The following is a 26,157-nucleotide window of genomic DNA, read 5'->3' on the forward strand; positions in this document are numbered from 1 at the left end:
GACGTGATCCTGACGACATCGGTTCAGCCGAAGTCGGAGCGGCGCTTCGTATCCGAGCCTGCGGAAGTGTCGCCTAGCGTCGCCCTGAATGGAAGCGGTAACGCCAGCCCTCCTCCAGCCTGCGCTCCTCCGCGCTCTCCTCCGGGACGGGTTCCAGACGCAGGAGGATCATCGCGAAGCCATTCTGCTGTAGGTACACCTGCTCGTAGAGGGACGGCGCGCGAAGGTCGCGCCTTACATCGATCCAGAGATCGGGACTGCACGCGGCCCTGTCGCTCGCGATGTTCGGCCGATGCGAACCGCTGTGATAGAGCGAGCTTGTCGGGACCGGGCTGCCGACTGCGCAGATGATGGCTGGAAAGGAGAGGCTGCGGTAGCAGCGTTGCACCCGGCCGTTGCCCGCCACGACAATGGCGATCCGCGCGGGATGGTACTGTACGTAGGACCGAGCCGCCGTCTCCTTGCCGACCGAGAAGTCGCGCGCGAGCGCAAGAACGTGTTGAAGATCGGGCTCGCGAAAGCCTGCCATGGCGCCCCGTAGCAGGTGCGGGGGCATCAAGATGAGGGTGGCGAAGCGGTTGGCCTCGACCTCCCTGCGCTGCCGCTGATCGCCCTCTTTCGCGTTGACGCGTAGCAGGTCAGAACTCTTGCACTCGAACCGGCCGGGCTGATCCGGGACGTGGTGCCCCATGAGAAAGTGGCCGAGTTCGTGCGCAATGGTGAAGCGGCGACGCGGTTCGCCCCCGCGCTTGGCGAGGATGGATCCTTCGGACCGCTTCGCGTCGGTCAGGAGGACGCCCTCGAACTCGTTGGTGTCGAAGTCCTCGATCCTTAGGATGCCGAGGCGCGTGCACAGCTCCTGGATCGGCACGGGCACCGGAAGGTTCGGCTCGGCCTTTAGGATGCCTTTGACGAGCGCCTCCGGCGAGCCCGCGCCCGTGAGGTCTATCCTGCTGATCGGCATCCGCGCAGCCCCTTTCCGTCCCTGAGGCGATTCATAGGGCTACCACGCACCCGCGATCCCGAGACCGGACTGCAGGCAGTTCGTGCGGGCGCTCACCCAACTGCGCCATCGCCAGTAAAGGCCATGCCGACGTGAAGGGCGGTCCGTATCATCCAACGGCTTGGGGTAAACTGAAATTGCTGCCGCGCTTGCCAAGCTGGCACGGCGGCGAACGCTAGGCCGAACAGCTTTTCCCGACAGCATGGGCCAGTGACATCGTGCTCAGAGGCTAGGCTTGCCTAGCCCGAGTTGCGCGTGCGCCTCGGCGGGCGTCATCATCCGAATGGCTTCCTCTGAGAAGCCAAGCTCCCGCAACTTCGCCCGTTGCTGGTTCGTAATCATCAAAGACACGAGAGGAGTTGACGCAAGCGAAACAGCGACACCGTTCGGCCGGGCATCCTCAGCTTGGCGCAGGCAATCGAGGAACGCTTCCTCTGCCGCCGCCTGATCGAGGAGCGTTCGGAGGTAATCGTCAGTCCCTACCATCGCCGATCACTCCCGTTAATTCCAAATTAACCGCCCCCTTCGTCTGAACCGCTTCGAAGATAGGCCCGAAACGTGTCTCCTCGTAGCAGCAAAATCGTATACTTACATCGCATCGATGATAGGCCTTTTCAAATTTACTTCTAGCAACGCAGGACTTCGAACCCTTCACGCATGCGAAAAGCTCTCTGCAACAGCTGGTATTTTTTCCAGCTCTCTCTTCATCGCTGACACATCATACTCGCCATACTGATCTCCAATCGACCGGTGCGAGTGGCCCGTGATCGCATCTGCAATGTTGGGTGCAAGGCCATGATTTTGCGCCAAGGTTTTGAAACGATGCCGCCATGAGTGGCTCGGTGATAAGCGCACGTCTGTGATACCCAGATCTCTGACCCACCGTCCTAGGATCTTAGTGCCATCACCACTGCGTTTGCCAAACTTGTCCGGTCGGAGATTTGCGAAAAGCGCGCCCGGGTCTTGCGCGCGAAGTCTTGCGCGCGAACGAAGTCGAGGAACCCCGCAGCAATTAATGCCGAATGCAACGGCGCCGTCCGTTCCGAACCGACCGTCTTCAACGAGCCCGCCCCGGCGTCGAAACGCATCGTTGGGACACCGTCGATCTCCCCTATGTCCTCGACACGCAACTGGCAGACTTCGGACAGCCGAGCGCCCGAGTAGGCGCATAGCCACGGTATCCACCGGCGAACCGGATCGGCTTCCCTGGCCGCCGCCTGCAGGATCGTGAGAGCCTCCTCTTCTGTAAAGCTGCGGATGCCCTGACCCGCTTTCTTTTTGGCGCTGATGCTGATTCCAGCGGCGGGGTTGCTCGGTAGCCGCCGGTTGCTGACACCCCATTGGAGGATCGTACGCACCGGCGCGAGCTTGGCATCGTTAATCGTCTTCGGCTTGCGGCCCGCGGCAACAAGATCGTTTTTCCAGGCAATGACGTTCTCAGACGTGACCGCCGCAGCATCGACGTGGCCGACGAATGCCGCAAAATCCCGAATCACCCGCCCCCATTCGTAGAGGGTCTTCTCGGTCGGGCTGCGCTCGGTAGCCCAGCCCTTCACGAGTTCGTCGAAGGTCACGGATGAACGTGCCGGCGAAGCTGAGGTCGGCGCTGCGGCTCGATGCATCGAGACTGGCGCCCCAACGGCCGGCCCGTCGAACTCACCCCGCGCGTATCGTGCGAGGGTCATGATCGCACGCTGCACGGCCGCGGCGATGGCTTTCGCGAGCTTGAGGTGATCCTCTTCGTCGACGATGAGACCCTGACGCTTAAGGACGGCGGTCGCTTCCTGTAGGCACCATTCCTCCATCGCGGACTGCCCACTCTCGACGCCCTCCATCGCATCGCGGATGAGGGCATCGCCCAGATCGACGCGCTGTGACCAGCCCCGACACCGCGGCGGCCACAGCTTGTCGCCCAGTTCGATGCGCCAGAAGGTCTGCCGGCTCGGCTCCTCTCGATAGTGGCCGATCCAGCGCTCGTAGAGGGGGGCAGCGAGTTCATGCGCCTCGCGCTCGCTCAGGGAGCGTGGCCCCACCCGCAACGCTGCCCACCGCTGCTCCAGCTCCACAAGGGCGACGGCGTGCAGCCGCTTCTCCTCCACGGGATCTTTGGTGCCAAGGCTTACCTTCTCTTCGCGCTTGCTAACGAGCGCGCGCAGTTCGAGCGGCACGGCACGGCGCAGGTAGTAGGAGGCGGTCTTGGGATGCTTCCAGGGACGCGTCGTCATCAACGCCATTGTACCACCCGTTTGTATTAACCGGGCAGTGTAAGTCCCTGATTTTGCTATTTCGTTCTGCGGATCAGCGGCTTAGCCGACTGATGGTGCCCAGGAAAGGACTCGAACCTTCACCTCTTGCAAGACTGGTACCTGAAACCAGCGCGTCTACCAATTCCGCCACCTGGGCCCGTCAGCCGCATCGCGGCTGCCGTCGTGGGTCGTTTAGGCGGGGCGGCCCACGACGTCAATCGGGATTTCGGGGTTTTGCCTCAGCGACCGGTCCAGTCGCGGATGTCGACGAAGCGGCCGGCCACCGCCGCCGCCGCCGCCATCGCGGGGGAAACCAGGTGCGTGCGGCCGCGGTGGCCCTGGCGGCCCTCGAAATTGCGGTTCGAGGTCGAGGCGCAACGCTCGAACGGGCTCAGCCGGTCGGCGTTCATGCCGAGGCACATGGAGCAGCCCGGCTCGCGCCAGTCGAACCCCGCCTCCTTGAGGATGCGGTCGATGCCCTCGGCCTCGGCCTGCGCCTTCACGAGGCCCGAGCCCGGCACCACCATGGCCGAGACGCTCGGGTGGACCTTGCGGCCCTCCACCATCCGGGCGACCGTGCGCAGGTCCTCGATGCGGCCGTTGGTGCAGGAGCCGATGAAGACCCGGTCGAGGGTGATGTCGGTGATCCGGGTGCCGGGCGTGAGGCCCATGTAGTCGAGGGCCTTCTCCTTCGATTGGCGCTTGTTCTCGTCGGGGATCGCCGCCGGGTCGGGCACGGCGCCCAGGACCGAGACCACGTCCTCGGGGCTCGTTCCCCAGCTCACGATCGGCGGCAGGGCGGCGGCGTCGAGGCGGACCTCGCGGTCGAAATGGGCGCCTTCGTCGGTGACGAGGCTTTCCCAATAGGCCTGGGCCCGGTCGAACAGCGCGCCGCGGGGCGCCTTCGGGCGGCCCTTCACGTAGGCGTAGGTGGTGGCGTCGGGCGCCACGAGGCCGGCCCGCGCGCCGCCTTCGATCGACATGTTGCAGATCGTCATCCGCCCCTCCATCGAGAGGGCGCGGATCGCCTCGCCGGCGTATTCGATGACGTAGCCGGTGCCGCCGGCGGTGCCGATCTCGCCGATGATGGCCAGGATGATGTCCTTGGCGGTCACGCCGGGCGGCAGGGTGCCGTCCACGGTCACGCGCATGTTCTTGGCCTTGCGCTGCAGCAGGGTCTGGGTGGCGAGCACGTGCTCGACCTCCGAGGTACCGATGCCGTGCGCCAGTGCCCCGAAGGCGCCGTGGGTCGAGGTGTGGCTGTCGCCGCAGACGATGGTCTGGCCGGGCAGGGTGAAGCCCTGCTCGGGGCCGATGACGTGGACGATGCCCTGGCGCCGGTCCAGCGCATCGTAGAACTCGATGCCGAAGTCGCGCACGTTCTCGGCCAGCGCTTCCAGCTGGATGCGGCTCTCCGGATCCTCGATCCCGAAGCTGCGGTCCGAGGTCTGGACGTTGTGATCGACCACCGCGAGGGTCTTTTCGGGATGGCGCACCCTGCGGCCGGCCACGCGCAGCCCCTCGAAGGCCTGCGGGCTGGTGACCTCGTGGACGAGGTGGCGGTCGATGTAGAGCAGGGTGGTGCCGTCGGGTTCGACGTCGACGACGTGGTCGTCCCAGATCTTGTCGTAGAGGGTGCGCGGGGCCGTCATGATCGTTGCGAAAGCCGTGTTGCGTGCCGGAATGGGATCGAGGTTCCTTAGTAGTGTCTCCGATGCGGTTTCGGAAGTGGCCGCACGGATGGAGCCGGGCTATGGCTGGCCTGCGGCCCCGACAGGCGGGGCCGGCAGGGACGGGACGGGAAACGTGCGAGAGCAACCGTGACGGCAGCCCGATCCATCGATCTCCTGCTCCTCAAGGCGATGCAGCCGAGCGTGATGGAGGCCCTGGCCGCCCGCTTCACCCTCCATCGCCTCGACCTCGCCGCGGACGGCGCGGCATTCCTCGCCGAAATCGGCCCTCGCATCCGAGGACTCGCGGTGGGCGCGCAGGCCCCCGTCGACGCCGCGTTGCTGGCGAAACTGCCGGCGATCGAGATCGTGGCGAGCTTCGGGGTCGGCTACGACACCATCGACGTGCGCACAGCCGCGGGGCGGGGCATCGTCGTCACCCATACCCCCGATGTGCTCGACGAGGAGGTGGCGGACCTCACATTGGGGCTCCTGCTCGCCACCGTCCGGCAGATCCCGCAGGCCGACCGCCACCTGCGCGCGGGACACTGGCCGCAGCGCTCGTTTCCCCTCACCGCGACCCTGCGCGGGCGCCGGGTCGGCATCCTCGGCCTCGGCCGGATCGGCCGGGCGGTGGCACGGCGCCTCGAGGGTTTCGGCGTCGCGATCGCCTATCACGGCCGCAATCGGCAGGCGGACGTCGCCTACGACTATCACCCCTCCCTCCTCGGCCTGGCGCAGGCAGTCGACGTGCTGATCGTCGTCGCCCCCGGCGGCCCCGCGACCCGGGGAATGGTGGACGCGGCGGTCCTGGCGGCCCTGGGCCCCGAGGGCATCCTCGTGAACGTCGCCCGCGGCAGCGTGGTCGACGAGGACGCCCTGGTCGCGGCCCTGACGGCGGGGACGATCCGCAGCGCCGGCCTCGACGTCTATGCCGGGGAGCCGCAGGTGCCGGCGGCCCTCGTCGCCCTCGATCAGGTGGTGCTGCTGCCCCATGTGGGTTCGGGCACCGACCATACCCGCGCGGCGATGGGCCGGCTCGTCGTCGACAACCTGCGCTCCTGGTTCGACGGGGGCGGCCCCCTAACCCCGGTTCCCGAGACGCCGTGGAGCGAGACCACCGTGAGGACACGTCCATGATCCGCATCGGCGCCACCGTCCTGGCGGCGGGCCTCGCGCTCGCCGGCCCGCTCCATGCGCAGGACGCAACGGCACCGGCGGAAGCCGGGGCGCCCGCCTTCGTTCCGAGCCTGCCCCAGACCCTGGCCGGCGTGCCGGGAACCTGGGACCTGTCGCGCGACGCCAGCACCCGCCGCTGCGTGCTCACGCTGTCGGCCGCCAGCGGCGAGGCCGGGCGCCGGCTCACCTTCCCGGCCGGCTGCCGGCGGGCGCTGCCGGTGCTCAACCGGGTGGCCGGCTGGCTGTTCACCGAGGATGCGATCCGGCTGGTGGACAAGGACGTGCGCCCGGTCCTCGCCTTCAAGCGCCGGTCGGACGCGCGCAGCTACGGCGCCGGCCTGGAGGACGGCGAGGCCTACAGCCTGGTGCCCCTGCAGATCGCGGCCACCGGTGCGGCGGAGGCCGCCGCGATGCCGGCGGCCGCGCCGCAGAACGGCCCGCGCGATCCCCTGGCGCGGCCTGCCGGAGCCGGCGGGCCGGATCCGGCGCCGGGCCTCTACGCCCTAGACCGGTTCAAGGAACAGGATGTCTGCCGCGTCGAACTGCTGGCGGGAGAGGCGGCCAAGCCCGCCCCGGTGCGGCTCGTCGAAGGTTGCCGCGACACCGGGATCGCGGTGTTCGATCCGGTGCTGTGGCAGGCGGGGCAAGGCCGCATGACCCTGCGGGCCAAGCGCGGCCACACGGTCGAGCTCGTCCCGGTCGGCGAGGGCCGCTGGCGGCGCGACCCGGACGTCGGCACCACCTTCGTGCTGCGCCGGGTCGAGCCCTAAGCCGATCCCGAGCCTCAGATCATCGCGGCCGGATCGGCATCCGTCCGGTCACGATCGCTTCGGCGGGGACGGCGGTCGAGGAGCGAGCGCCCGATCGCACGCAGGGGCGCGGTGAGGCGGCGGGCATCCTCGGCCCGTTCCATCAGCCGCTCGCCGCCGCGGATCTCCTTGTCGAGGCGCGCCATGGTGCGGGCGAGCGCCGGGTCCTCGTCGTCGAACCAGATCTCGACGGTGCGGGCGAAAGCGATGACCACGCCCTGGAGCTTGAGGCGACCGAGCGGCCCCTCGGTGTTGATGCCGGCCGCCGCCAGCATGTAGCGGTGGGAATTAAGGGCGACGCCGTTGAGGGCCAGCATCGAGAGCGGGTCGCCGCGTAGAGCATAGGCGATCCGGCGCAGGGCCGGCTTGTAGGGGGTCATCGCGTCGAGGCGGCGCATCAGCACGTCGAACAGGCGCTCGCGGGTCGGCTCCTCGGCCAGGTCCGAGGTGTCCGCGTCGAGGACCGCGTGGTCGATCATCCGCGAGAGGCCACCGAGTACGGCCCCCTTGGAGGGGAACAGGTCGCGCAACTCGGCGAGGGTCATCCCGGCTTCCCGGGCGATGTCGCCGACCTCGATGTCGTTCCAGGGCTGCTCGGCGGCGAGCCGCATCAACGCCTCGACGGCCTCCTCGCGCTTGGGAGACTTCGGTTTTCTGGCGTCGCGCCTGGACGCCTCCGGTTTCGCGGCGGTCGCGGGACCGGCAGACGTGAGGTCCGTGCCGTTCTGGCGGGGCGAGGCGTCGTTGTCGTCCATGGCTGTCCGGTCCTCTTCCAACGCCCCTCATCTAAGGCGCGGGATCGGGTTGGGTTAGAGGGCTGCGACGCCGCTTTGGCCCGCGATCGAACGCGGACGGGCGGTCAGCGCCGCGAATCCGGCGGAGCGGTCGTCAGCCCGACAGTTCGCCGGCCCGGCGCGCGGCCGCGGCCACCGCCTCGCGCATCAGGGCGGTGAGGCCGTCCTCGCGCATCAGGACCGCCAGGGCCTCGGCGGTGGTGCCGCCGGGCGAGGTCACGTCGCGACGCAGCTGCGAGGCCTCGCGCGGATCGGCATCGAGGAGGGCGCCCGCCCCCGCCACGGTGGCGCGCGCCAGGCGCCGGGCCATGTCCTGCGGCAGGCCCGCGGCGCATCCGGCCTCCGCCAAAGCCTCGACGAGGTGGAACACATAGGCCGGGCCCGAACCCGAGACGGCGGTGAGCGCATCGATCAGCGCCTCCGCCTCAAGCCATTCGACGAGGCCGACGCAGGCGAGGAGCGCATCGGCCTGGGCCCGCTGCAGGGCGGTGACCCCGGAACCGGCGACCGCGCCGGTGGCTCCGCGCCCGACGCTGGCGGGCAGGTTCGGCATCGCCCGAACCACCGCATCGGTGGGCAGCCGCGCCATGAGGTCGGCGATGGTCTTACCCGCCAAGATCGAGAGGACCAGCGTCCGCGGCCCCACCAGCGGCGCCAGCCCGGGAGCCGCCTCGGCCAGCCCCTGCGGCTTGACGGCCAGCACCAGGACATCGGCCGGCGCCGAAGAGGCGGGATTGAGGGCGAGACCGTGCTCGGCGCACAGGGCGGTCGCCTCGGGCGAAGGCGAGGGATCGATCACCACGGTGCGGGCCGGATCGAGGCCGGCGCGCAGCCAGCCCGCCAGCATCGCGCCACCCATCTTGCCGGCGCCGACGAGGGTGAGGGAGGCGGGCAGCATCGCGACGGTCAGGCCTCACCCTCGGTCTCGAACAGGACGGCGTCGAGGGCCTCGCGCGCCGGCTTGCCGGCCCAGATCACGAACTGGAAGGCCTGGTAGTGGCGCTCGCAGGCGTCCACGGCCGACTTGAGCATCATCGCGCATTGGGCCTGGGTCGGCACGGCGCCCCCCGTCAGCAGCAGGGAGTGGCGGAACATCACGACGCTGTCGGTGGACCACAGGTCGAAATGCCCGATCCAGAGCTGCTCGTTGATGAGGGAGACGAGGTTGAGCACCTCGGTCCGCCGACGCTCGGGGACCTTGATGTCGAAGGCGGAGGCCACGTGCAGGGCCTCGACGTCCTCGATCCAGGTGAAGGCGACGTGGTAATCGGCCCAGCGCCCGGAGACGGCCACCGACATCTCGTCGGTCTCGGCACGGTCGAAGATCCAGTCGCGCAGGGAGGCGAGCCGCTCGACGGTGTCGAGGGGGTGCTCGTTACGGTCGTGAGCTTCGATATGCAGGAGGGTCATGGCGGTCCAGTTTGGCGATCCGGCGGGATCGTCGAGACGTGTTGAGACCAGCGGCGACGGCATCGCCGTCCTGCACCGCAGCCTGACACTGCAGCGCAAGATTTAAGGCGACAAAACCAAAGCTTAGACGGTCACGGCGGTGGCGGTCGGGGTCGGCGAATCAGTGCGTTCCCGACTATAGACCGGGCCGGACTCCCGTTTCAAAGCGGTCGGCGCGGCGCATGAACAGGAAAGCGACGGTCCACCGTTCCTTCCTGTGCACAAGCGCCTGCGCCACTCCACCCCGCGACGGGGCCTTGCGTCACAGTGACTCGGTGGCTCCGGGCGCCGTGCGGACCGGCGCCGACACGCCTTCCAGGGCGGCGACTCGGGCGGCCAGGGCGTCGTTCTGGCTGCGCAGGGCGGCCACGAGGTCGCGCAGGACGTCGACCTCTTCGCGCGAGGCGATGTCCATGTCGCGGATCAGGCGCTCGACCTGGGCCTTGAACACCGTCTCGGCCTCCCGGCGCACGCCCTGCGCGGCCCCGGCGGCATCGGTGGCGAGACGGGCGAACTCGTCGAAGAGGCGGTTTGAGGGCGGCATCGTCGTCTCCTGTCGGGTCGAGGAACCGCACCGGGCCAGGAAGGCGGCATCGGAATCGGCGTCAGGCCCGACATAAGAATCGCGGGCACGCAGGGCAATGCGCGCCGGGCATTCCGCCGGGATCGTCCAGGCGGGGCCAGGCGAGACACACACGCTTACAATTTCGCCGGGTCCTTGGCCTTCGACAGCCGGGCGGCTCGCGGCATAACCTCGAGGTTCCGATCGTCAGGATCCGCCCCGGCCACCCCATGAACGCCACCGCCACCCCCCACATCCTCGTGGTCGAGGACGACCGCGAGATCAGCGCCCTCGTCGCCCGCTACCTGCGCGCCAACGACTGCCGGGTGACCCTGGCCGGCGACGGGCGCGAGATGGACCGGCGCCTGGCGGATTCGCGGGTCGACCTCGTGGTCCTCGACCTGATGCTGCCGGGGGAGGACGGCCTGTGCCTGTGCCGGCGCATCCGCCGGGAATCGGCGGTGCCGATCCTGATGCTGACCGCCAAGGCCGAGGAGATCGACCGCATCATTGGTCTCGAGATCGGCGCGGACGACTATCTCGGCAAGCCGTTCAACCCGCGCGAACTCCTGGCGCGGATCCGCGCCATCCTGCGCCGCGGATCGGCCGGCGAGACCACCGAGGAGGGCGTGCGGCGCCTGAGCTTCCTCGGCTGGACCCTCGACGTCTCCCTGCGCCAGCTCCTGAGCCCGGAGCAGGCGCGGGTGGCGATCACGGGGGCTGAGTTCGACCTGCTCCACGCCCTGTGCATGCGCCCGGGCCGCGTCCTGTCCCGCGACCAGCTCCTCGACCTGACACAGGGGCGCGCCGCCGGCCCCTACGAGCGCAGCATCGACGTCCTGATCAGCCGGATCCGGCAGAAGATCGAGGGTGATCCGCGCAACCCCGAGATCATCCGCACGATCCGCTCGGGCGGCTACCTGTTCACACCGGAGGTCGAGCGCACCTGAGCCCGAGGTCGGATTCGGACATCTCCCGGCTCACACCTTGTCCGGTCGATCACTTCGTGATGCGGACATGGGCTTGGCTCTGGCGCCGCAGGGGCTCGGTGATCCGGGTCCCGCTTCATCCAGATGGAAACCGTATCAATCCGCAAATCCACCGTCGGGGTTCAGCCCCTCCACCGCGGGCTTGGGCCGGCGCGGACGCGGGGTGGCGCTGGCGCTCGGGGCCGCGGCGGTGGCCGGGCTGACGCCCAGGCGGGTCGCCAGGGCGATGGCCCGGCCTTCCGAGATCCGGACGTGGCAGAAGCCGTGGCTGCCCTCGCGGGCGTAGTTGCGGCAGATCTGCTCGCGGTCGGAGGAGAACGCCGCCTGCTCGGTGACGATGGGCCGGACGTCCTGGCCGCGCGCGCGCTGCGTCATCACCTTGTAGTTGTCGCGCACCGCCTTGTCGGCGACGCCGCGGGCGGTGTCGAATTCGCCCGAGCGCGGGATCAGACTCGCGGCTCCCGGCCCCCACAGGCCCCCAGGCGTGGTCGCGCAATCGGCCGCCGCGAAGGTGCAGACCGGGCCGCCCGACAGCGGCGTCACCAGGACCGCGCCATCCAGCACCTCGAAGCGCAGGGGGCATTCGCCGCCCGCGACCTCGAACCGGGCGATGCCGTCGGTCCTGGCCTCGGGGGTGAGGGTGACCGGAGCGCCGTCGTTCAGGGGCACCTTGCAGGTCTCGGCCGCCTGAGAGACCTTCGTGCCCGGAAGGGTCGCGCGCACCACGATGGCGGAGCCCGAGCGTTCGAGCTTGAGGCTGCCGCCCGAGCCGTTGCGCATCAGCTCCTGGCCGAAGACGTTGTCCTCCGCCGGGACCTTGAGCATGACCGGCTTCAGGGGAGCGGGCGCGGGCCGGGGCGCATCGGTGCCGGGTTCCCCCGGCGCGCCCGCCGGTGAGGGGTCGCCGGCCGGGGCCTGGGCCGGCGGCGCGGTCGGCACCCCGCGCGGCGGCACCGGCGGCTTGGCGGCCTTGCCGATCCCGAACAGCTCCTCGAAGAACGATTGCGCCGCCGCCGTCCGCGGCAGGGCGGCCAGGCCCGCGGGGACGAGGCTCGCCGGCATCAGGGCCGCCAGGAGGAGAACGCGGGTGGAACGCATCGAAACTTTCCGGCAGCCGGCCGTCGAGACTTGAAATGTCGGCGACAGACTAACACGTCGTCGGCTGGCCGAACGTGGCGTTCCCGCAACAGGTCGATCCGTCGGACGAAGACGTGGTTCGTCTTCGACTTCTACAGGATCGCCGGGGAGGCGACGCCGGAACATCGGCGGGCCGTCGTCTTGCGGCTCCGCATCCACCTTCTTATATCCGGCGGGGCGCGGGATTAAGACCCGGATCGGGCCGTTTCGGCCCTGCGATCCGGGCCCGACTCCGGTCTTACGACATTCAGTTTGCACCGCCATGGGCCGAGCTGCTCCGGGGCTCGGCGGTCTGCTTGCAGAGCATCACGAGAGGGATCCCACCATGGGTAAAGTTATCGGCATCGACTTGGGCACCACCAATTCCTGCGTGGCCGTCATGGAAGGCACGCAGCCCAAGGTCATCGAGAATGCGGAAGGCGCGCGCACCACGCCTTCCATCGTCGCCTTCACCGACGACGGCGAGCGCCTGGTCGGCCAGCCGGCCAAGCGCCAGGCGGTCACCAACCCCGAGCGCACCTTCTTCGCGATTAAGCGTCTCGTCGGTCGCACCTACGACGACCCGATGACCCAGAAGGACAAGGGCCTCGTGCCCTACACCATCGCGCGCGGCGACAACGGCGACGCCTGGGTCGAGGCCGACGGCAAGAAGTATTCGCCCTCGCAGATCTCCGCCTTCACCCTGCAGAAGATGAAGGAGACCGCGGAGGCGCATCTCGGCCAGCCGGTGACGCAGGCCGTCATCACCGTGCCCGCCTACTTCAACGACGCCCAGCGCCAGGCCACCAAGGACGCCGGCAAGATCGCCGGCCTCGAGGTGCTGCGCATCATCAACGAGCCCACCGCCGCGGCGCTGGCCTACGGCCTCGACAAGAAGAAGGCCGGCACCATCGCGGTCTACGATCTCGGCGGCGGCACCTTCGACGTCTCGATCCTCGAGATCGGTGACGGCGTGTTCGAGGTGAAGTCCACCAACGGCGACACCTTCCTCGGCGGCGAGGACTTCGACAACCGCGTGGTCGAATACCTGACCACCGAGTTCAAGCGCGAGCAGGGTATCGACCTCACCAAGGACAAGCTCGCCCTCCAGCGCCTCAAGGAGGCCGCCGAGAAGGCCAAGATCGAGCTGTCCTCGGCCACCCAGACCGAGATCAACCTGCCCTACATCACCGCCGATGCGACGGGTCCGAAGCACCTCGCGCTCAAGCTCAGCCGCGCCAAGTTCGAGAGCCTGGTCGACGACCTCGTCCAGCGCACGATCGAGCCCTGCCGCAAGGCCCTCAAGGACGCCGGCGTCTCGGCCTCCGAGATCGACGAGGTCGTGCTCGTTGGCGGCATGATCCGCATGCCCAAGATCCAGGAGGTCGTGAAGGCCTTCTTCGGCAAGGAGCCCCACAAGGGCGTCAACCCCGACGAGGTCGTGGCCATCGGCGCGGCGGTCCAGGCCGGCGTGCTCCAGGGCGACGTCAAGGACGTGCTGCTCCTCGACGTGACCCCGCTGTCGCTGGGCATCGAGACCCTGGGCGGCGTGTTCACCCGGCTCATCGACCGCAACACCACCATCCCGACGAAGAAGTCGCAGACCTTCTCGACGGCCGAGGACAACCAGAACGCGGTCACCATCCGGGTCTTCCAGGGTGAGCGCGAGATGGCGGCCGACAACAAGATGCTCGGCCAGTTCGACCTGATGGGCATTCCCCCGGCACCCCGCGGCCTGCCGCAGATCGAGGTGACCTTTGACATCGACGCCAACGGCATCGTCAACGTGACGGCCAAGGACAAGGCGACGAACAAGGAGCACCAGATCCGGATCCAGGCCTCGGGCGGCCTTTCGGATGCGGACATCGAGAAGATGGTCAAGGACGCCGAGGCCAACGCCGAGGCCGACAAGAAGCGCCGCGAAGTCGTCGAGGTGAAGAACCAGGGCGAGAGCCTGATCCATGCCACCGAGAAGTCGGTGAAGGAGTACGGCGACAAGGTCTCGGCCGAGGACAAGGCCGGGATCGAGACGGCGATGACGGCGCTTCGCACGGCCCTCGAAGGCGAGGACGTCGAGACCATCAAGGCACGCACCACCGACCTGATGCAGGCCTCGATGAAGCTCGGCGAGGCCATGTACGCGGCCAGCCAGACGCCGGAGGGCGGCCCCGAGGCCGCGGCCGGCGCCGAGGCGAAGAAGGACGACGTGATCGACGCCGACTTCTCGGAAGTCGACGACAAGGACCAGAAGAAGCGGGCGTGAGCCCACGTCCTGGCGCGGGACCGGCCGTCTGGCCGGCCCCGTTCTTCTCGATCATATCGTTGAGCGATGACGGCTTTGATCCCTGGGCTCCACGGCCCGGGGATCGGCCTGTGCGGACCTGAGGGCAGGCATGTCGAAGCGGGACTATTACGAGATTCTGGGCGTCTCCAAGACCGCGTCCGACGGCGAACTGAAGGTGGCCTTCCGCAAGCTCGCCATGGTCCACCACCCGGACCGCAACCCGGGCGACAAGGAGGCCGAGCTCAAGTTCAAGGAGCTCAACGAGGCCTACCAGTGCCTCTCCGACGGGCAGAAGCGCGCCGCCTACGACCGCTTCGGCCACGCCGCCTTCAGCCAGGGCGGCGCGCCGGGCGGCCCCGGATTCGGCAACGAGTTCGGCGACTTCATGTCGGACATCTTCGACAATTTCTTCGGCGACGGCCGGGCCGGGCCGGGTGCCGCGGCCGGGGGCGGGCGTGGCCGCGCCCAGCCGGGCCGCGAGCGCGGGGCCGACCTGCGCTACAACCTCGAGATCTCCCTGGAGGAGGCCTACGCGGGCAAGGCGGAGACGATCACGATCCCCACCGCCATCACCTGCGAGCCCTGCGGCGGCACCGGCGCCAAGCCGGGCTCGAAGCCGCGCCCCTGCACCACCTGCGGCGGCTACGGCCGGGTGCGGGCGGCACAGGGGTTCTTCGCGATCGAGCGGACCTGCCCGAACTGCCACGGACGCGGCGAGATCGTCGACGACCCCTGCGCCTCCTGTTCCGGCGCCGGTCGCGTCACCCGCGAGCGCACCCTCTCGATCAACGTGCCCGCGGGCGTCGACGACGGCCTGCGCATCCGGCTGGCCGGAGAGGGCGAGACCGGCCAGCGCGGCGGTCCGGCCGGCGACCTCTACGTGTTCCTCTCGATCAAGCCGCACACTTTCTTCCAGCGCGACGGCGCCGACCTGTTCTGCCGCGTACCGATCTCCATGGTGACGGCGGCCCTGTCGGGCGACATCACCGTGCCGGTGATCGACGGCACCCAGACCCAGGTCCGCATCCCGGCCGGGACCCAGACCGCCAAGCAGTTCCGCATCAAGGGCAAGGGCATGCCGGTGCTGCGCTCGCGCGACGTCGGCGATCTCTACATCCAGGTCTTCGTCGAAACGCCCCAGAGCCTGACCAAGCGACAGCGCGAACTCCTTCAAGAATTCGACCAGTCGGCCTCCGATGCCACTCACCCGGAAAGCGCGGGATTCTTCTCCAAGATGCGCGATTTCCTGGGCGGTCTCGGCGGCACCGCACGCACGTGACGAGGGGCCGGATCAAATCGCCGCCTGCCACGGTTATGGCAGCGGCACCGATGCCATCGGGATGGCGCGCCGGCCCGGGCCTTGCCCGGCCGACGGCAGCTTGACTGTAGCGTGTCTTTCGTCGTCTAGCCTTTCTTTGTCGTTCGTCATGTGAGGACGTTGGGTCTTGCCGTCGCTTCGCCCTTCCGGTGCCAAATCCTCGACCGACAAGCGCTTCGCCGCGGCGCAAGCCGGCCGCGAGAAGCGCGATCCGCTGGAGGACGAGGCCCGGTTCCTCCGATCCTGGTTCGAGCGGCCCCTCGTCACCGGATCGGTGACGCCCTCGGGCAAGATGCTCGCCCGCACCATGGCGTCCTACGTCGATCCGCGCCTCGACGGCCCGGTGATCGAACTCGGTCCCGGCACCGGTCCGGTCACCGACGCCCTGGTCCGCCGCGGCGTCGCCCAGGAACGGCTCATCCTGATCGAGTACAACCCCGACTTCTGCGCGTTGCTGCGGCGGCGGTTTCCCCGCGCCACCATCGTCCAGGGCGACGCCTATGCGATCGCCGAGACGGCGGGGCCGCTCCTGGCCGGCAAGGCCGCCGCCACCGTGTCCAGCCTGCCGCTGTTCACCAAGCCCCTGGAGCAGCGCCTCGGCCTCCTCAACGCGGCGCACGATCTGATGCGGCCCGACGCGCCCTTCGTCCAGTTCACCTACGCCCTCGTGCCGCCGATCCCCAAGCGTTGCGACGCCGGCAGCTACATGGCGAGCCGGTCCAACAAGGTCTGGCTGAACCTGCCCCCCGCCCGCGTCTGGGTCTATCGCCGCCCGTGAGGGACGAAGGTTCGGACCGTCGCGGACCGAGAAACGCCCCGGACGACGCCCCGGCCTGCGTACCATCCACGCCCGTTGCCGAACGGATCCTGAAGCCGGGCATCAGCATCGGTTCAGTCGCCGCTCCCTAGGGTCCGTCGCACACACCGGGATCGTCCCGGTGAACCGACCCGATGGAGACCGGCATGGCCTTTCGTGACCTGACGACCCGATCGCAAACATGGATGCTGGCCGCCGCGATCGCGCTCGGTGTGTCCGGCGCAGCGTCCGTCGGCGCCGAGGCTGCGCCGTTGGCGCCGGCATCGGCCCTGGTTCAGGATGCGCAGCCCGACGTGGTCCCGGTTCAGTATGGTTGGGGCGGCGGACATCGCCATCACCACCACCATCGCGGCTACGGCTGGGGCGGCGGTCATCGCGGTGACGGCTGGGGCGGCCATCGCGGACGCGGCTGGGGTGGGCACCACGGCGGCTGGCGCGGCCACCATCACCACCGCGGCCACGACGGCTATGGCTACGGCCGCCGCCGCGACTACTATTGAGCGCCAGACTGTCTGAGCGGCTCTCGCGGACGGAGGGCCAGAGTAGCCTTTAGAGACGAAAACACCCGCGTCGGTTTCCCGACGCGGGTGTTTTCGTTTTCGCAGACCGGACCAGACCGGTCCGGCCGGGAATGCGTCAGCCGACGATCCCGCGCTTCTCGCGCTCGGCGGCGGTCGGCTCCGACCCGAGCAGGGTCCGTCCGGTCTCGGTGCCGAGGCCGGCGGCCGGCGCACCGGGGCGCGTCGTGCCGACGTCGTGGGAGCCCGTGCGCGTCTCGGTCAGGGTACCGCCGGTCCAGCCTTCGGCCCGCCAGTTCTCGGCCCGGGTATCGAGGTCGATCGCACCGTGCTCGGACAGGAGCGCGGTGACGCGCGCGACATGGGCCTCCTCGGTCCGGACGGTGACGAGGGTGCCGCCGCGGCGCACGCCCTCGGCGTAATGCTCGGCTTCCGAGTCGCTCAAGCCGGCGCCGGTCAGGGCGCCGAGCAGACCACCGGCCGCCGCGCCGACGCCGGCACCTGTCAGGGTCGCCACCAGCCAGCCGGCCGCGACGACGGGGCCGACGCCGGGGATCGCCATCAGGCCGAGGCCCGTCAGCAGGCCCGCGCCGCCGCCCAGCACAGTGCCGAGGGTGGCGCCGGTTCCGGCCCCATCCGTGGCATCGCCCTCGTCGGCGACGGCCTTGTGGGTGGTGCCGGTGGTGTGGTTCGTGGTGCCGGGGAGACCGGAATGCCGGTCGTCGGTGTTGTTGGCGACGATGCTGATGTCGCCGTTGGGGACACCGGCCGCCTCGATGGCGTCCACCGCACGGGCGGCGGCGGCATAATCGTCGAACAGGCCTGTCAGGGTACGGGTCGCCATGGGATCAACTCTCTCTCGCTGGGGGAAAAGGGGACGGCTGCCGGCGCTACTGCGCGGCGACGTTGCCCTTGAAGTCCATGCCGATGGTCACCGGCTTGCCGGCATGCTCGGCCGTGCCGCGCCAGATGCCGGCGTCGTCCTTGCGCAGATCCTTGACGGTGCCGAAGCCCATCTTGGCGAAGCGCTCCTTTACCTGGGCTTCGGTGAAGCTGTTGGCGCCCGATTCGAGCGGCTGCCCGACGCTGCCGGTGGCGGCATGGGGGGCGCCGTCCTTGGTCGCCGGGGTCGCGGCCGGCGCCGTCATGGGCTTGATCTCTGTGGGCTTGGTCTCTGCGGGCTTGGTCTCCATCGGCTTGGCATCGGGTGCCTGTGCGAAGGCGGCCCCGGTGGTGATGAGAAAAGCGGCAGTGAGAAGGGGCAGGCGCATGGAAAGCTCCTCGGATCGATGCAGGTTGCTGCCTGTTCAAGCAGTTCGGAGGAGTCTTGGTTCCTTGTCCGGCCTCGCCCGGGTCGGCTCGGAGGGCGGCCGTTAACGGTCCGCTAACCCTGAACCCGGCAAATCTTGCCGGGTCCGAATCCCGCGCAGCGCGGGTGCCGGATCCTCAGGAGCCACGATGAGCGAAGCGGCACCCCCCGCCCGGGTCGGCGAGTTCACCCGCCTGGCGATGCCGACGCGCGAGAACCTCAACGCCTTCTCCAAGCGCACCGACCTGTTCTTCGCCACCGCGGTGATGGGCATCCTGACGGTGCTGATCTTCCCGCTGCCGGCGTTCCTGCTCGACCTGCTCCTGGCGGTCTCGATCATCATTTCTGTGCTGATCATGATGACCGGCCTGTTCATCGACAACCCGCTCGAGTTCACGGTCTTCCCGACGCTGCTGCTGGTGGCGACCCTGCTCAGGCTCGCCCTTAACCTCGCTTCGACGCGGCTCATCCTCGGGCACGGCCACGAGGGCACGGCGGCGGCCGGCCACGTCATCGAGGCGTTCGGCAACTTCGTGATGGGGGGCAACTTCGTCATCGGGATCATCGTGTTCGCGATCCTGATCATCGTGAACTTCGTCGTCATCACGAAGGGCTCGGGCCGCATCGCCGAGGTGGCGGCCCGCTTCACCCTCGACGCCATGCCCGGCAAGCAGATGGCCATCGACGCCGACCTCTCGGCCGGGCTCATCGACGAGAAGGTCGCCAAGTCCCGCCGCGCCGCCCTGGAAGAGGAATCCTCGTTCTTCGGCGCCATGGACGGTGCCTCGAAGTTCGTGCGCGGAGACGCGGTGGCCGCGCTGCTCATCACCTTCATCAACGTCATCGGCGGCATCATCATCGGCGTCGCCCAGCAGGGCATGCCGTTCATGCAGGCGGCCAAGACCTATACCCTGCTCACCATCGGCGACGGGCTCGCCAGCCAGGTGCCCGCGCTCATCGTCTCCACCGCGGCCGGCATCCTCGTCTCGAAGGCGGGCGTGAAGGGCTCGGCCGACAAGGCGCTCGGCAAGCAGCTCGCCAACTACCCCAAGGCGCTCGGCATGTCGGCCGGCGTCATGGTGCTGATCGCGCTCCTGCCGGGCATGCCGATGCTGCCGTTCCTGGGGCTCGCCGGCGCCTCGGGCTACGCCGCCTGGAAGATCGCCAAGGTCGCCCGCGAGGCGCCGCCGCTGGACGCCGACGGCGCGCCGATGGACGCGGGCGCGGTGGCCGCCGCCCAGGCCGCCAAGGAGGAGACGGTCACCGACCTCCTCAAGCTCGACGACCTCAAGCTGGAGATGGGCTACGCCCTGCTGGCCATGGTCAACGGTCCCGAGGGCCAAGACCGGCTGACCGACCAGATCAAAGCCCTGCGCCGCCAGCTCGCCGGCGAACTCGGCTTCGTGATGCCCTCGGTCCGCATCCTCGACAACGTCCAGCTCGACGCCAACGCCTACGTGGTGCGCGTCAAGGAGATCGAGGCCGGCACCGGCCAGATCTTCCCCGGCCAGTTCATGGCGATGGACCCGATGGGCGGCCAGGTGCAGCTCCCCGGCCAGCACATGCTCGAGCCCACCTTCGGCCTGCCCGCCACCTGGATCGACGCATCCCTGCGCGATCAGGCCCAGATGAAGGGCTACACCGTGGTGGATGCCGCAACCGTGGTCTCGACGCATCTGACCGAGATCATCAAGGCGCACGTCTCGGAACTCCTCAACCACGTCGAGGTGCAGAAGCTGCTGCGCGAACTCTCGAAGGACCACGCGGACCTCCTGAAGGAGGTGGTGCCGAGCCAGATCGGCACGACGGGGATCCAGCGGGTGCTGCAGTTCCTGCTCGCCGAGCGGGTCTCGATCCGCGATCTCGGCGCCATCGTCGAGGGAATCGCCGAGGTGTCGGGCAGCGTGAAGAACCCGCGCGACATCGTCGAGCACGTCCGTGCGCGACTGGGCCGCCAGATCTGCGCGCAGTACCAGGACGGGCAGGGGACGCTGCCGATCATCACCCTGTCGCCGGCCTGGGAGCAGGCCTTTCTCGACGCCATCGCCGGGGAGCGCGACGAGCGCTACCTCGCGATGCAGCCGTCGAAGCTCACCGAGTTCGTCAACACCGTGCGCGACCGCTTCGAGACGGCCGCGCGCATGGGCGAGATGCCGGTCCTCGTCACCTCGGTGCAGGCGAGGCCCTTCGTGCGCTCGATCATCGAGCGTTTCCGCCGCGAGACCGCCGTGCTGAGCCAGGCCGAGATCCACCCGCGGGCACGGTTGCGGACGGTGGGATCGGTCTGAGCGAGCGCCGGACCGCAGGTCGCATCAGGAGTTCGCTAACCCTGATGCAGGGTTCGGTTCGCAACCCTGGCTCGCTAAGGTGTCGCTGGGTAATCGATGTGTCGGAGTCACCCGACGTTAGTGTTTCGCGGCGCCTGATGGTCGACAGCGGGCCAGGGTGGTCGACGGGGCACGTGTTCGATGTTCTTGCGGGACGAGAAGGGTGCCGTGATCATGATCCTGGCGCTGGCTCTGCCGGCGTTGATCTTCGGCGTTGGCGGTGTGGTCGAGACGTCCCGCGGAATTGCTTACCGGCAGCGCCTGGCGAGCGCGGTCGAACTGTCGTGCACGCAGGGGCAGGCGTTCGTGAACGGACACAAGCGGCTCGACGTGACGAGCGCGAACGGCACCAAGACCTACGATTCCGATCTCGAGCGGATCAAGAACAACAACTTCGCCGCCAAGGCGATGGAGGACGTCGCCCCGGCGGCGCGCGCCACGAGCACCGACACCAACATCAACGTCACGGCGACCGGCGTCATGCCGCTGATCTTCAGCGGCGCCTTCGGACAGGCCTCCATGAGCTTCACCGTCGCGCGGGACTGCGCGGTCAATTCGACGGCGGTCGCCTTCGCCGATCGCAACCCCTCGACCCTGCTGATCTCCGAATCCTTCGAGCAGCCCTCCCACACGGTCGCTCCCAACAGCTGGACCGTTCTCAAGAACGCGAGCAGCGAGTGGAACGGCTGGAAGGTCCAGAATGCCGGCATCGAGATCAACGGCCTGCGCGAACTGGCCAGCAACTCGATCCGCTTCGGCGATTTCTTCGCCGAGCTCGACAGCGACTGCAAGACGTCCGTCAACGCGGGCGTGAGCAACTGCCGCACGAACTCGGCGATGTCGCGCTTTCTCAGACTCACGACAGGATCGTACCAGGTCCGATATTGGTATATCGCTCGTGAGCGCGATGCATCGCGTCCGGGTCAGGTGATTTGCGGCAAGACGAGCAGCGATGTCTCCTACTATCAGGTCAACAGCCAGACCAACCGGATCGAGTTGTTCGTCGAGAAGGAGGGCGACTACACCTTCAACGCCAACAACATGGTCGATGTCTGCGTGCAGGCCGACAAATGGGTCGAGCGGGTGATCGATTTCACGGTGCCCGTGGAGGCGAACTACAAGATCACCTGGCGCGCGGCCGGCAAGGAAGATTCGTTCGGGGGGCTGATCGACTACCTCCGGATCTGCAAGAACGGCTGCCCCGGCTGAGGTCCTGTCCGATGTGTGGGGATCGGCGCGGGGATGTGGCGATGCAGGAGGCGGGAGACGCCGCGATGTCCCGTAGGGGTTCGATCCGGAACCGGCTGTCCGCGGCGGCCTTCGCGCGCTGCGAGAAGGGGATCGCCGCCCTGGAACTGGGGCTCGTCGCCATGCCGCTGACGATGCTGCTCTTGGGCATCCTCCAGCTCGTCGTGTTCCAGTACACCCAGAGCCTCCTGAGCAACGGCCTCTACGACAGCGCGGCAAGGCCCCCCGCTTCCGTGCTGGCGAGCGACCAGTCCCTCTTCAAGGGCGACCTGTGCGACAGGATCGTCATCATGGCGCGCGCGAGCTGCGTCGCGGCGGTCGTCGTCGAGATGGCGCGGCTCGATTCCGTCGCGACGACGGCGACGCCGATCACCGGCACGACCTTCTCCTCGGGCACGAGCCAGCAGGCGATCGTACTGCGCGCCGCGCTGCCGGTGACGCAGTTCGTCCCTTTCATTCCGGTGATGACCGCCAAGTCGTCCGTGGTGTTCAGGAAGCCATGAGCGTCTCACCTGCGCCGGTTCACCCGTTGGCCCGCCTGTTGCGGTCGTTCGGCCGGGAGACCGGCGGCGCGGTGGTGATCGAGTTCGCGATGACCGCCACCATTCTCCTCGGGCTGCTGGCCATGGTCGTCGACCTCAGCATGATGGCCGGGATCAGCCGCGACGTCGAACGGTCCTCGACGCAGATCGCGTCGCTGCTGGCCAGCTGCCCCTCGGGGGATTGCGCCACGAAGACGATCGATTGGTATTACGACCGCAAGGTCAACGCCCTGGTGCAATACCCGCAGGCCAAGGTGACCCTGATCCAGGCCAAGAAGGTCGGCGGCACCATGCTGCCCTGCACCGGGCGGGTGACCTTCATCGATCCCTCGGTGGCGGCCAAGGCGTCGCCGGTGTTCGCCGAGAACGACGAGGGTTTCATCGTGGTGGTGGAGGTCGCCTACCTCGCCTTCGTCCCCTACACGGGGGCGCTGATGACGCTGTCGACGGCTACCGTCGAGAACGTCACCGGCAAGGGCGCCGTCTTCACCTCGCAGACCTCGGCGGTGCGGACCTCCACCGGCTCGGCGAGCTGCTGAAGCCCAGCCTTCGTCCCGAGATGCGAGCGCCGCCGCCTCAGACCGGCGTCTTGCGGATGCGTGCGTCGATCGCCTTCGGATCGAGGCCCGGCGCGGTCAGCGGCGGGGCGGGTGCCGTCTCCACGGCGGGGTCGCCCTTGATGGCCTTGGCCAGGCGATTGCGCTCGTAGAGCAGCACGACGACGACGGAGATCAGGAACGGGATCCAGAAGTAGAACAGCCGGAACACCAGGAGGGCGGCGATGATCGACGGGCGCGCCACGTCCGGCATCGCCACCACGAAGACCAGCTCGAACACCCCGAGGCCGCCGGGCGCGTTCGACACCAGGGCCGCCGAGAACGAGGCGAGGAACACCGCCAGCACCACGAGGAAGCCCGGATTCCCGGCCTCCGGCAGGGCGAAGTAGATGATGCCGGCGGCCCCCAGCAGCTCCAGGGGCGCGGCGACGATCTGCCGGGCCATGATCTGCGGGCGCGGGTATTCGAGCTTGAACGACCGGATGGTCATGGGCTTGAGGCGCAGGAGCGAGCCGATGACGTAGAGGGCGACGAAACCGAGCAGGCCCGCGCCGAGGATGCGGGCGGTGGCCGGGTCGGTCAGCATCGACGGCATGTAGCCGTTGAGGCGCGTGAGGGTGTCGGGCAGGGCCACGAGGACGAGGCCGCCGAGCAGGATCGTGCCGAGGCCGAAGGTGAAGGAGCACAGGGCCACCAGCACCGCGACCTGGGCCGCCGACAGGCCCTTGGCGGTATAGGCCCGGTAGCGCACCACGGCGCCGGAGAACACCGAGGCGCCGATGTTGTGGGAGAGGGCGTAGGTGGTGAACGAGCAGACCGAGACGAAGAACCACGAGATGTGGCGCACGCCCAGATGCAGCAGGGCGATGCGGTCGTACCAGGCCAGCGCCGCATAGGCGACGAGGGTCGCGAGCCCGGCCAGCAGGAAGCGGTGGACCGGGATCTCGGCGAAGCTGCTCTTGATCTCGGCCACCGAGATGCCGGCGAGCTCGCGATAGAGCAGGTAGCCCGAGACGACGACGGCGGCGAGGCCGACGATCGGCCAGATGAAATCGCTGATCTTCTTCATGATCGACAGGTCGAGCCCCCTCACGCGGGCCCTCCCTGCACGACCGTGCCCGGCATCGCAAGCACGACCGGGAGCGGGCGAACCTCGGGAGAAAGCCGGCACGCCCCGGCTGATGTCACGCGATCATGACGCTTTCGTGCCAGCCCGGCCGGTGCGGCGGGCTGGCGCCCGCGTCAGGCGCGGATGCGCGACAGGCCGATCCCGTCCATGGCGGCCTGGTCGCGGATCGCCTCGGCGGCGCGTTCGGCGCTGCGCTCGCGGTCGTCGAGGATCTCGACCTTCTTGAGGTCCTCGAACGCCTCGCCGAGCTCGGCCTTGGCCTCGGCGAGCTGCCCTTCGAGGGCGGCGGCCGACTGGCGCATGTTGTCGCGGCGGCCCGCGGCGGCGCGGGCGTAGGTCGGGTAGGCGAAATGCGTGACGTCGGAGATGCCGGCCCGGCTTTCCTCATGGGCGACCTCGCGGTCGAGCTCCAGCGCCATGCGGTTGAAGTCGGCCATCATCATCTCGATCTGGGTCACGCGGCGACGTTTCTCGTCCACCTGGAAGCGGCGGAGCCGGATCAGCGTGTCTCGCGATTTCATGGTGACCGTTCCACTGTTACGCAACTCGGCCGAGCGACGCCGGGGCATCCTCGGTTCGGCTCGCGCCGAGCGCGGGCGGGTCCGTCATGGACCGCCCACGATCTCCGCCAGCCGCAGGTAACCATCCCCGATCGAAGTTGCTTCTTCCTTACCCTGACCCAGAAAAGCCTCCATTGCCGGCATCAGGCCGATCGCCTCGTCCACTTCGGGCGAGGCGCCCGAGCGATAGGCGCCGAGGCGAATCAGTTCCTCCATGTCGGCATAGGTGGACAAGAGCCGCCTGGCGCGCCGCACGGTGGGCAGATGGGCCGGGTCGCAGGCCTTCGGCATGGTGCGCGACACCGACCGCAGCACGTTGATGGCCGGATAGCGCCCGCGCTCGGCGATGCCCCGCTCCATCACGATGTGCCCGTCGAGGATGCCGCGCACCGCATCCGCCACCGGCTCGTTGTGGTCGTCGCCCTCCACGAGCACCGTGAACAGGCCCGAGATCGCCCCTGCCCCGACGCCGGGGCCGGCCCGTTCGAGCAGGCGCGGCAGCTCGCTGAAGACGGTGGGGGTGTAGCCCTTGGCGGTGGGCGGCTCCCCGGCGGCCAGGCCGATGTCGCGCTGGGCCATGGCGAAGCGCGTGATCGAATCGATCATGCACAGCACCTGCTTGCCCTGGTCGCGAAAGTACTCGGCGACCGCCAGCGTGACGTAGGCCGCGTTGCGCCGCATCAGGGCCGGCTCGTCGGAGGTGGCCACCACCACCACCGAGCGGGCGAGGCCGGAAGGGCCGAGGTCGTCCTGCAGGAACTCCTGCACCTCGCGCCCGCGCTCGCCCACGAGGCCGATCACCGCCACGTCGGCGGCGGTGTAGCGGGCGAGCATCGACAGCAGCACCGACTTGCCGACGCCCGAACCCGCGAAGATGCCCATGCGCTGGCCCGCGCACATGGTCAGGAAGGTGTTGATGCAGCGGATGCCGAGATCCAGCGGCGGCCCGACGCGCTTGCGGGCGTGCGCGGGCGGCGGATCCGCCCGCAGGGGATAGATCGCCGGGCCGTGGACGAGGGGGCCGAGCCCGTCGATCGGCCGGCCGAGGGCATCGATCGTGCGGCCGAGCCAGGCCGTCGAGGGCCGGATCGCGCCCGCCGCTTCGTCGCGGACGATGGCCGGGCAGCCGCGGCGCACGCCCTCCAGCGAGCCGAACGGCATCGCCAGCGCCCGGTCGCCCTGGAACCCGATGATCTCGCAGGGCACGCTCGCCGCGCCGCCGGCGCCTTCCACGCTGATGTCGAGCCGCCCGCCCAGGCGCATCGCCGAGACCGGGCCCGCCACCTCCACGAGCAGCCCGCGGATGGCCACCACCCGGCCGTAGGTCTCGAGGGGCGCGATCGCGTCGAGCGCCCTCATCGCCGCCGACAATCCGAGCCGGCCGGCACCGCGATCCGCCATCGTTTCCTCCGCCGCCATCGTTTCCTCCGCCGCCGACGGTTCCGCCGCGCCCCGTCGCGCAATCTTGTGCGAGGCTGGCAACGGTTCGTTTACCTCCCTCCTTAACACTGCCCTCATCGCGACGGCAGCGGTGGACGGGTCCTTCGACGAGGCTCGCCATCGCGGTCGTCGGATTGGTACGACCACCGTGGCCTTCCGGTGACGTGCCACGTGAAACGCTTTCGATAACAGACGCCTCGGTGCTTTTTCTCGGCCCGGCTGTCGGTTCTTTTCAGGTCTTGGATCGGAACAGACCGACAACGGATCGACGAACAGATGGCCGGCCCCGAA

General features: G+C 68.8%; 25 protein-coding genes and 1 tRNA gene. 11 read left to right on the forward strand and 15 right to left on the reverse strand.

All coding sequences use genetic code 11. The features are described 5' to 3' along the window. Window positions 1-73: 73 nt before the first annotated feature. The 5 genes from ASF39_RS07055 to leuC form a co-directional block, all read right to left on the reverse strand. Window positions 74-964, reverse strand: coding sequence for an ImmA/IrrE family metallo-endopeptidase (locus tag ASF39_RS07055; protein ID WP_055887152.1), 891 nt, complete (start codon window positions 962-964; stop codon window positions 74-76). A gap of 261 nt (window positions 965-1,225) precedes the next feature. After that, window positions 1,226-1,489 (reverse strand): hypothetical protein, encoded by a 264-nt coding sequence (locus ASF39_RS07060; protein WP_055887155.1) that lies wholly within the window; start codon window positions 1,487-1,489, stop codon window positions 1,226-1,228. 401 nt (window positions 1,490-1,890) lie between these two features. Then, window positions 1,891-3,237, reverse strand: coding sequence for a DUF6538 domain-containing protein (locus ASF39_RS07065; RefSeq protein ID WP_244472301.1), 1,347 nt, complete (start codon window positions 3,235-3,237; stop codon window positions 1,891-1,893). A gap of 84 nt (window positions 3,238-3,321) precedes the next feature. Then, window positions 3,322-3,406: transfer RNA gene (locus tag ASF39_RS07070), tRNA-Leu, on the reverse strand. A gap of 82 nt (window positions 3,407-3,488) precedes the next feature. Further along, entirely contained in the window at window positions 3,489-4,901 is a 1,413-nt protein-coding gene (leuC, locus tag ASF39_RS07075) for a 3-isopropylmalate dehydratase large subunit (protein WP_055887158.1), read from the reverse strand. A 168-nt stretch (window positions 4,902-5,069) separates the two neighbouring features. On the opposite strand from leuC, the gene ASF39_RS07080 reads away from it, so the two are divergent. Both ASF39_RS07080 and ASF39_RS07085 read left to right on the forward strand, forming a co-directional pair. Further along, window positions 5,070-6,059 carry a 2-hydroxyacid dehydrogenase gene (locus ASF39_RS07080; protein ID WP_156648421.1) on the forward strand — a complete coding sequence of 330 codons (990 nt, stop codon included), beginning with the start codon at window positions 5,070-5,072 and terminating at the stop codon, window positions 6,057-6,059. Then, window positions 6,056-6,868, forward strand: a complete 813-nt coding sequence (locus tag ASF39_RS07085) for an AprI/Inh family metalloprotease inhibitor (RefSeq protein ID WP_082494417.1) — start codon at window positions 6,056-6,058, stop codon at window positions 6,866-6,868. Before ASF39_RS07080 ends, ASF39_RS07085 begins: the two co-directional genes overlap by 4 nt. A gap of 14 nt (window positions 6,869-6,882) precedes the next feature. Here ASF39_RS07085 and ASF39_RS07090 read toward each other — a convergent pair whose 3' ends face one another. The 4 genes from ASF39_RS07090 to ASF39_RS07105 form a co-directional block, all read right to left on the reverse strand. Then, complete coding sequence (locus tag ASF39_RS07090) at window positions 6,883-7,662, reverse strand: hypothetical protein (RefSeq protein WP_056282252.1); 780 nt, start codon at window positions 7,660-7,662, stop codon at window positions 6,883-6,885. A gap of 133 nt (window positions 7,663-7,795) precedes the next feature. Next, on the reverse strand, window positions 7,796-8,599 hold the full coding sequence (gene proC / locus ASF39_RS07095; RefSeq protein ID WP_056282255.1) for a pyrroline-5-carboxylate reductase: 804 nt from the start codon (window positions 8,597-8,599) through the stop codon (window positions 7,796-7,798). A gap of 8 nt (window positions 8,600-8,607) precedes the next feature. Next, window positions 8,608-9,111, reverse strand: coding sequence for a YbjN domain-containing protein (locus ASF39_RS07100; RefSeq protein ID WP_055887166.1), 504 nt, complete (start codon window positions 9,109-9,111; stop codon window positions 8,608-8,610). A 301-nt stretch (window positions 9,112-9,412) separates the two neighbouring features. Beyond that, the gene (locus ASF39_RS07105; RefSeq protein ID WP_056282258.1) at window positions 9,413-9,694 is read right to left on the reverse strand and encodes an accessory factor UbiK family protein; all 282 of its coding nucleotides are present in this window, start codon (window positions 9,692-9,694) and stop codon (window positions 9,413-9,415) included. Between the two features lie 248 nt (window positions 9,695-9,942). Here ASF39_RS07105 and ASF39_RS07110 point away from each other — a divergent pair, with 248 nt between their 5' ends. Continuing rightward, complete coding sequence (locus tag ASF39_RS07110) at window positions 9,943-10,662, forward strand: response regulator (RefSeq protein ID WP_056282261.1); 720 nt, start codon at window positions 9,943-9,945, stop codon at window positions 10,660-10,662. 135 nt (window positions 10,663-10,797) lie between these two features. Here ASF39_RS07110 and ASF39_RS07115 read toward each other — a convergent pair whose 3' ends face one another. Continuing rightward, window positions 10,798-11,799 carry a hypothetical protein gene (locus ASF39_RS07115; protein WP_056282265.1) on the reverse strand — a complete coding sequence of 334 codons (1,002 nt, stop codon included), beginning with the start codon at window positions 11,797-11,799 and terminating at the stop codon, window positions 10,798-10,800. A 364-nt stretch (window positions 11,800-12,163) separates the two neighbouring features. Here ASF39_RS07115 and dnaK point away from each other — a divergent pair, with 364 nt between their 5' ends. The 4 genes from dnaK to ASF39_RS20325 all read left to right on the forward strand — a co-directional run bounded on the left by dnaK (window position 12,164) and on the right by ASF39_RS20325 (window position 16,736). Continuing rightward, window positions 12,164-14,080, forward strand: a complete 1,917-nt coding sequence (dnaK, locus tag ASF39_RS07120; protein ID WP_055887176.1) for a molecular chaperone DnaK — start codon at window positions 12,164-12,166, stop codon at window positions 14,078-14,080. 130 nt (window positions 14,081-14,210) lie between these two features. Beyond that, window positions 14,211-15,380, forward strand: coding sequence for a molecular chaperone DnaJ (dnaJ, locus tag ASF39_RS07125; RefSeq protein ID WP_055887179.1), 1,170 nt, complete (start codon window positions 14,211-14,213; stop codon window positions 15,378-15,380). Window positions 15,381-15,633: 253 nt separating this feature from the next. Continuing rightward, complete coding sequence (locus ASF39_RS07130; RefSeq protein ID WP_244472304.1) at window positions 15,634-16,197, forward strand: phospholipid methyltransferase; 564 nt, start codon at window positions 15,634-15,636, stop codon at window positions 16,195-16,197. A gap of 185 nt (window positions 16,198-16,382) precedes the next feature. Further along, window positions 16,383-16,736, forward strand: coding sequence for a hypothetical protein (locus ASF39_RS20325; protein WP_156387736.1), 354 nt, complete (start codon window positions 16,383-16,385; stop codon window positions 16,734-16,736). Window positions 16,737-16,872: 136 nt separating this feature from the next. Here ASF39_RS20325 and ASF39_RS07140 read toward each other — a convergent pair whose 3' ends face one another. Next, a complete protein-coding gene (locus ASF39_RS07140) occupies window positions 16,873-17,598 on the reverse strand; it encodes a hypothetical protein (RefSeq protein ID WP_244472302.1) in 726 nt (241 codons plus the stop codon). A 46-nt stretch (window positions 17,599-17,644) separates the two neighbouring features. After that, a complete protein-coding gene (locus ASF39_RS07145; protein ID WP_244472305.1) occupies window positions 17,645-17,947 on the reverse strand; it encodes a hypothetical protein in 303 nt (100 codons plus the stop codon). 265 nt (window positions 17,948-18,212) lie between these two features. Between ASF39_RS07145 and flhA the strand changes: the two genes are divergently transcribed. The 4 genes from flhA to ASF39_RS07165 all read left to right on the forward strand — a co-directional run bounded on the left by flhA (window position 18,213) and on the right by ASF39_RS07165 (window position 22,719). Continuing rightward, window positions 18,213-20,351, forward strand: a complete 2,139-nt coding sequence (gene flhA, locus ASF39_RS07150) for a flagellar biosynthesis protein FlhA (protein WP_055887197.1) — start codon at window positions 18,213-18,215, stop codon at window positions 20,349-20,351. 180 nt (window positions 20,352-20,531) lie between these two features. Further along, window positions 20,532-21,599: a hypothetical protein gene (locus ASF39_RS21620; RefSeq protein WP_056282272.1), complete on the forward strand. Its 1,068-nt coding sequence runs from the start codon at window positions 20,532-20,534 to the stop codon at window positions 21,597-21,599. Window positions 21,600-21,664: 65 nt separating this feature from the next. After that, the gene (locus ASF39_RS07160) at window positions 21,665-22,141 is read left to right on the forward strand and encodes a TadE/TadG family type IV pilus assembly protein (protein ID WP_162240581.1); all 477 of its coding nucleotides are present in this window, start codon (window positions 21,665-21,667) and stop codon (window positions 22,139-22,141) included. After that, on the forward strand, window positions 22,138-22,719 hold the full coding sequence (locus ASF39_RS07165) for a hypothetical protein (protein ID WP_156399111.1): 582 nt from the start codon (window positions 22,138-22,140) through the stop codon (window positions 22,717-22,719). The genes ASF39_RS07160 and ASF39_RS07165 overlap by 4 nt, the downstream gene beginning before the upstream one ends. 37 nt (window positions 22,720-22,756) lie before the next feature. On the opposite strand, the gene ASF39_RS07170 is transcribed toward ASF39_RS07165, so the two are convergent. From ASF39_RS07170 to fliI, 3 genes are all read right to left on the reverse strand, one after another. Continuing rightward, the gene (locus ASF39_RS07170; protein WP_055887465.1) at window positions 22,757-23,806 is read right to left on the reverse strand and encodes a lysylphosphatidylglycerol synthase domain-containing protein; all 1,050 of its coding nucleotides are present in this window, start codon (window positions 23,804-23,806) and stop codon (window positions 22,757-22,759) included. Window positions 23,807-23,979: 173 nt separating this feature from the next. Beyond that, complete coding sequence (gene fliJ / locus ASF39_RS07175; RefSeq protein WP_055887208.1) at window positions 23,980-24,387, reverse strand: flagellar export protein FliJ; 408 nt, start codon at window positions 24,385-24,387, stop codon at window positions 23,980-23,982. Between the two features lie 84 nt (window positions 24,388-24,471). Beyond that, window positions 24,472-25,827, reverse strand: a complete 1,356-nt coding sequence (gene fliI, locus ASF39_RS07180; protein ID WP_055887210.1) for a flagellar protein export ATPase FliI — start codon at window positions 25,825-25,827, stop codon at window positions 24,472-24,474. Between the last annotated feature and the right edge of the window lie 330 nt (window positions 25,828-26,157).

Origin of the sequence: Methylobacterium sp. Leaf108 (assembly GCF_001423265.1) — a bacterium.
Taxonomy (GTDB): domain Bacteria; phylum Pseudomonadota; class Alphaproteobacteria; order Rhizobiales; family Beijerinckiaceae; genus Methylobacterium.

What these genes read in the sequence shown, in the direction of transcription:
- ASF39_RS07055 (WP_055887152.1), bottom strand. Translation starts at nt 964, where the DNA reads ATGCCGATCAGCAGGATAGACCTCACGGGCGCGGGCTCGCCGGAGGCG.
- ASF39_RS07060 (WP_055887155.1), bottom strand. Translation starts at nt 1,489, where the DNA reads ATGGTAGGGACTGACGATTACCTCCGAACGCTCCTCGATCAGGCGGCG.
- ASF39_RS07065 (WP_244472301.1), bottom strand. Translation starts at nt 3,237, where the DNA reads ATGGCGTTGATGACGACGCGTCCCTGGAAGCATCCCAAGACCGCCTCC.
- leuC (WP_055887158.1), bottom strand. Translation starts at nt 4,901, where the DNA reads ATGACGGCCCCGCGCACCCTCTACGACAAGATCTGGGACGACCACGTC.
- ASF39_RS07085 (WP_082494417.1), top strand. Translation starts at nt 6,056, where the DNA reads ATGATCCGCATCGGCGCCACCGTCCTGGCGGCGGGCCTCGCGCTCGCC.
- ASF39_RS07090 (WP_056282252.1), bottom strand. Translation starts at nt 7,662, where the DNA reads ATGGACGACAACGACGCCTCGCCCCGCCAGAACGGCACGGACCTCACG.
- proC (WP_056282255.1), bottom strand. Translation starts at nt 8,599, where the DNA reads ATGCTGCCCGCCTCCCTCACCCTCGTCGGCGCCGGCAAGATGGGTGGC.
- ASF39_RS07100 (WP_055887166.1), bottom strand. Translation starts at nt 9,111, where the DNA reads ATGACCCTCCTGCATATCGAAGCTCACGACCGTAACGAGCACCCCCTC.
- ASF39_RS07105 (WP_056282258.1), bottom strand. Translation starts at nt 9,694, where the DNA reads ATGCCGCCCTCAAACCGCCTCTTCGACGAGTTCGCCCGTCTCGCCACC.
- ASF39_RS07110 (WP_056282261.1), top strand. Translation starts at nt 9,943, where the DNA reads ATGAACGCCACCGCCACCCCCCACATCCTCGTGGTCGAGGACGACCGC.
- ASF39_RS07115 (WP_056282265.1), bottom strand. Translation starts at nt 11,799, where the DNA reads ATGCGTTCCACCCGCGTTCTCCTCCTGGCGGCCCTGATGCCGGCGAGC.
- dnaK (WP_055887176.1), top strand. Translation starts at nt 12,164, where the DNA reads ATGGGTAAAGTTATCGGCATCGACTTGGGCACCACCAATTCCTGCGTG.
- dnaJ (WP_055887179.1), top strand. Translation starts at nt 14,211, where the DNA reads ATGTCGAAGCGGGACTATTACGAGATTCTGGGCGTCTCCAAGACCGCG.
- ASF39_RS20325 (WP_156387736.1), top strand. Translation starts at nt 16,383, where the DNA reads ATGGCCTTTCGTGACCTGACGACCCGATCGCAAACATGGATGCTGGCC.
- ASF39_RS07140 (WP_244472302.1), bottom strand. Translation starts at nt 17,598, where the DNA reads ATGGCGACCCGTACCCTGACAGGCCTGTTCGACGATTATGCCGCCGCC.
- ASF39_RS07145 (WP_244472305.1), bottom strand. Translation starts at nt 17,947, where the DNA reads ATGGAGACCAAGCCCGCAGAGACCAAGCCCACAGAGATCAAGCCCATG.
- flhA (WP_055887197.1), top strand. Translation starts at nt 18,213, where the DNA reads ATGAGCGAAGCGGCACCCCCCGCCCGGGTCGGCGAGTTCACCCGCCTG.
- ASF39_RS21620 (WP_056282272.1), top strand. Translation starts at nt 20,532, where the DNA reads ATGTTCTTGCGGGACGAGAAGGGTGCCGTGATCATGATCCTGGCGCTG.
- ASF39_RS07160 (WP_162240581.1), top strand. Translation starts at nt 21,665, where the DNA reads ATGTCCCGTAGGGGTTCGATCCGGAACCGGCTGTCCGCGGCGGCCTTC.
- ASF39_RS07165 (WP_156399111.1), top strand. Translation starts at nt 22,138, where the DNA reads ATGAGCGTCTCACCTGCGCCGGTTCACCCGTTGGCCCGCCTGTTGCGG.
- ASF39_RS07170 (WP_055887465.1), bottom strand. Translation starts at nt 23,806, where the DNA reads ATGAAGAAGATCAGCGATTTCATCTGGCCGATCGTCGGCCTCGCCGCC.
- fliJ (WP_055887208.1), bottom strand. Translation starts at nt 24,387, where the DNA reads ATGAAATCGCGAGACACGCTGATCCGGCTCCGCCGCTTCCAGGTGGAC.
- fliI (WP_055887210.1), bottom strand. Translation starts at nt 25,827, where the DNA reads ATGGCGGATCGCGGTGCCGGCCGGCTCGGATTGTCGGCGGCGATGAGG.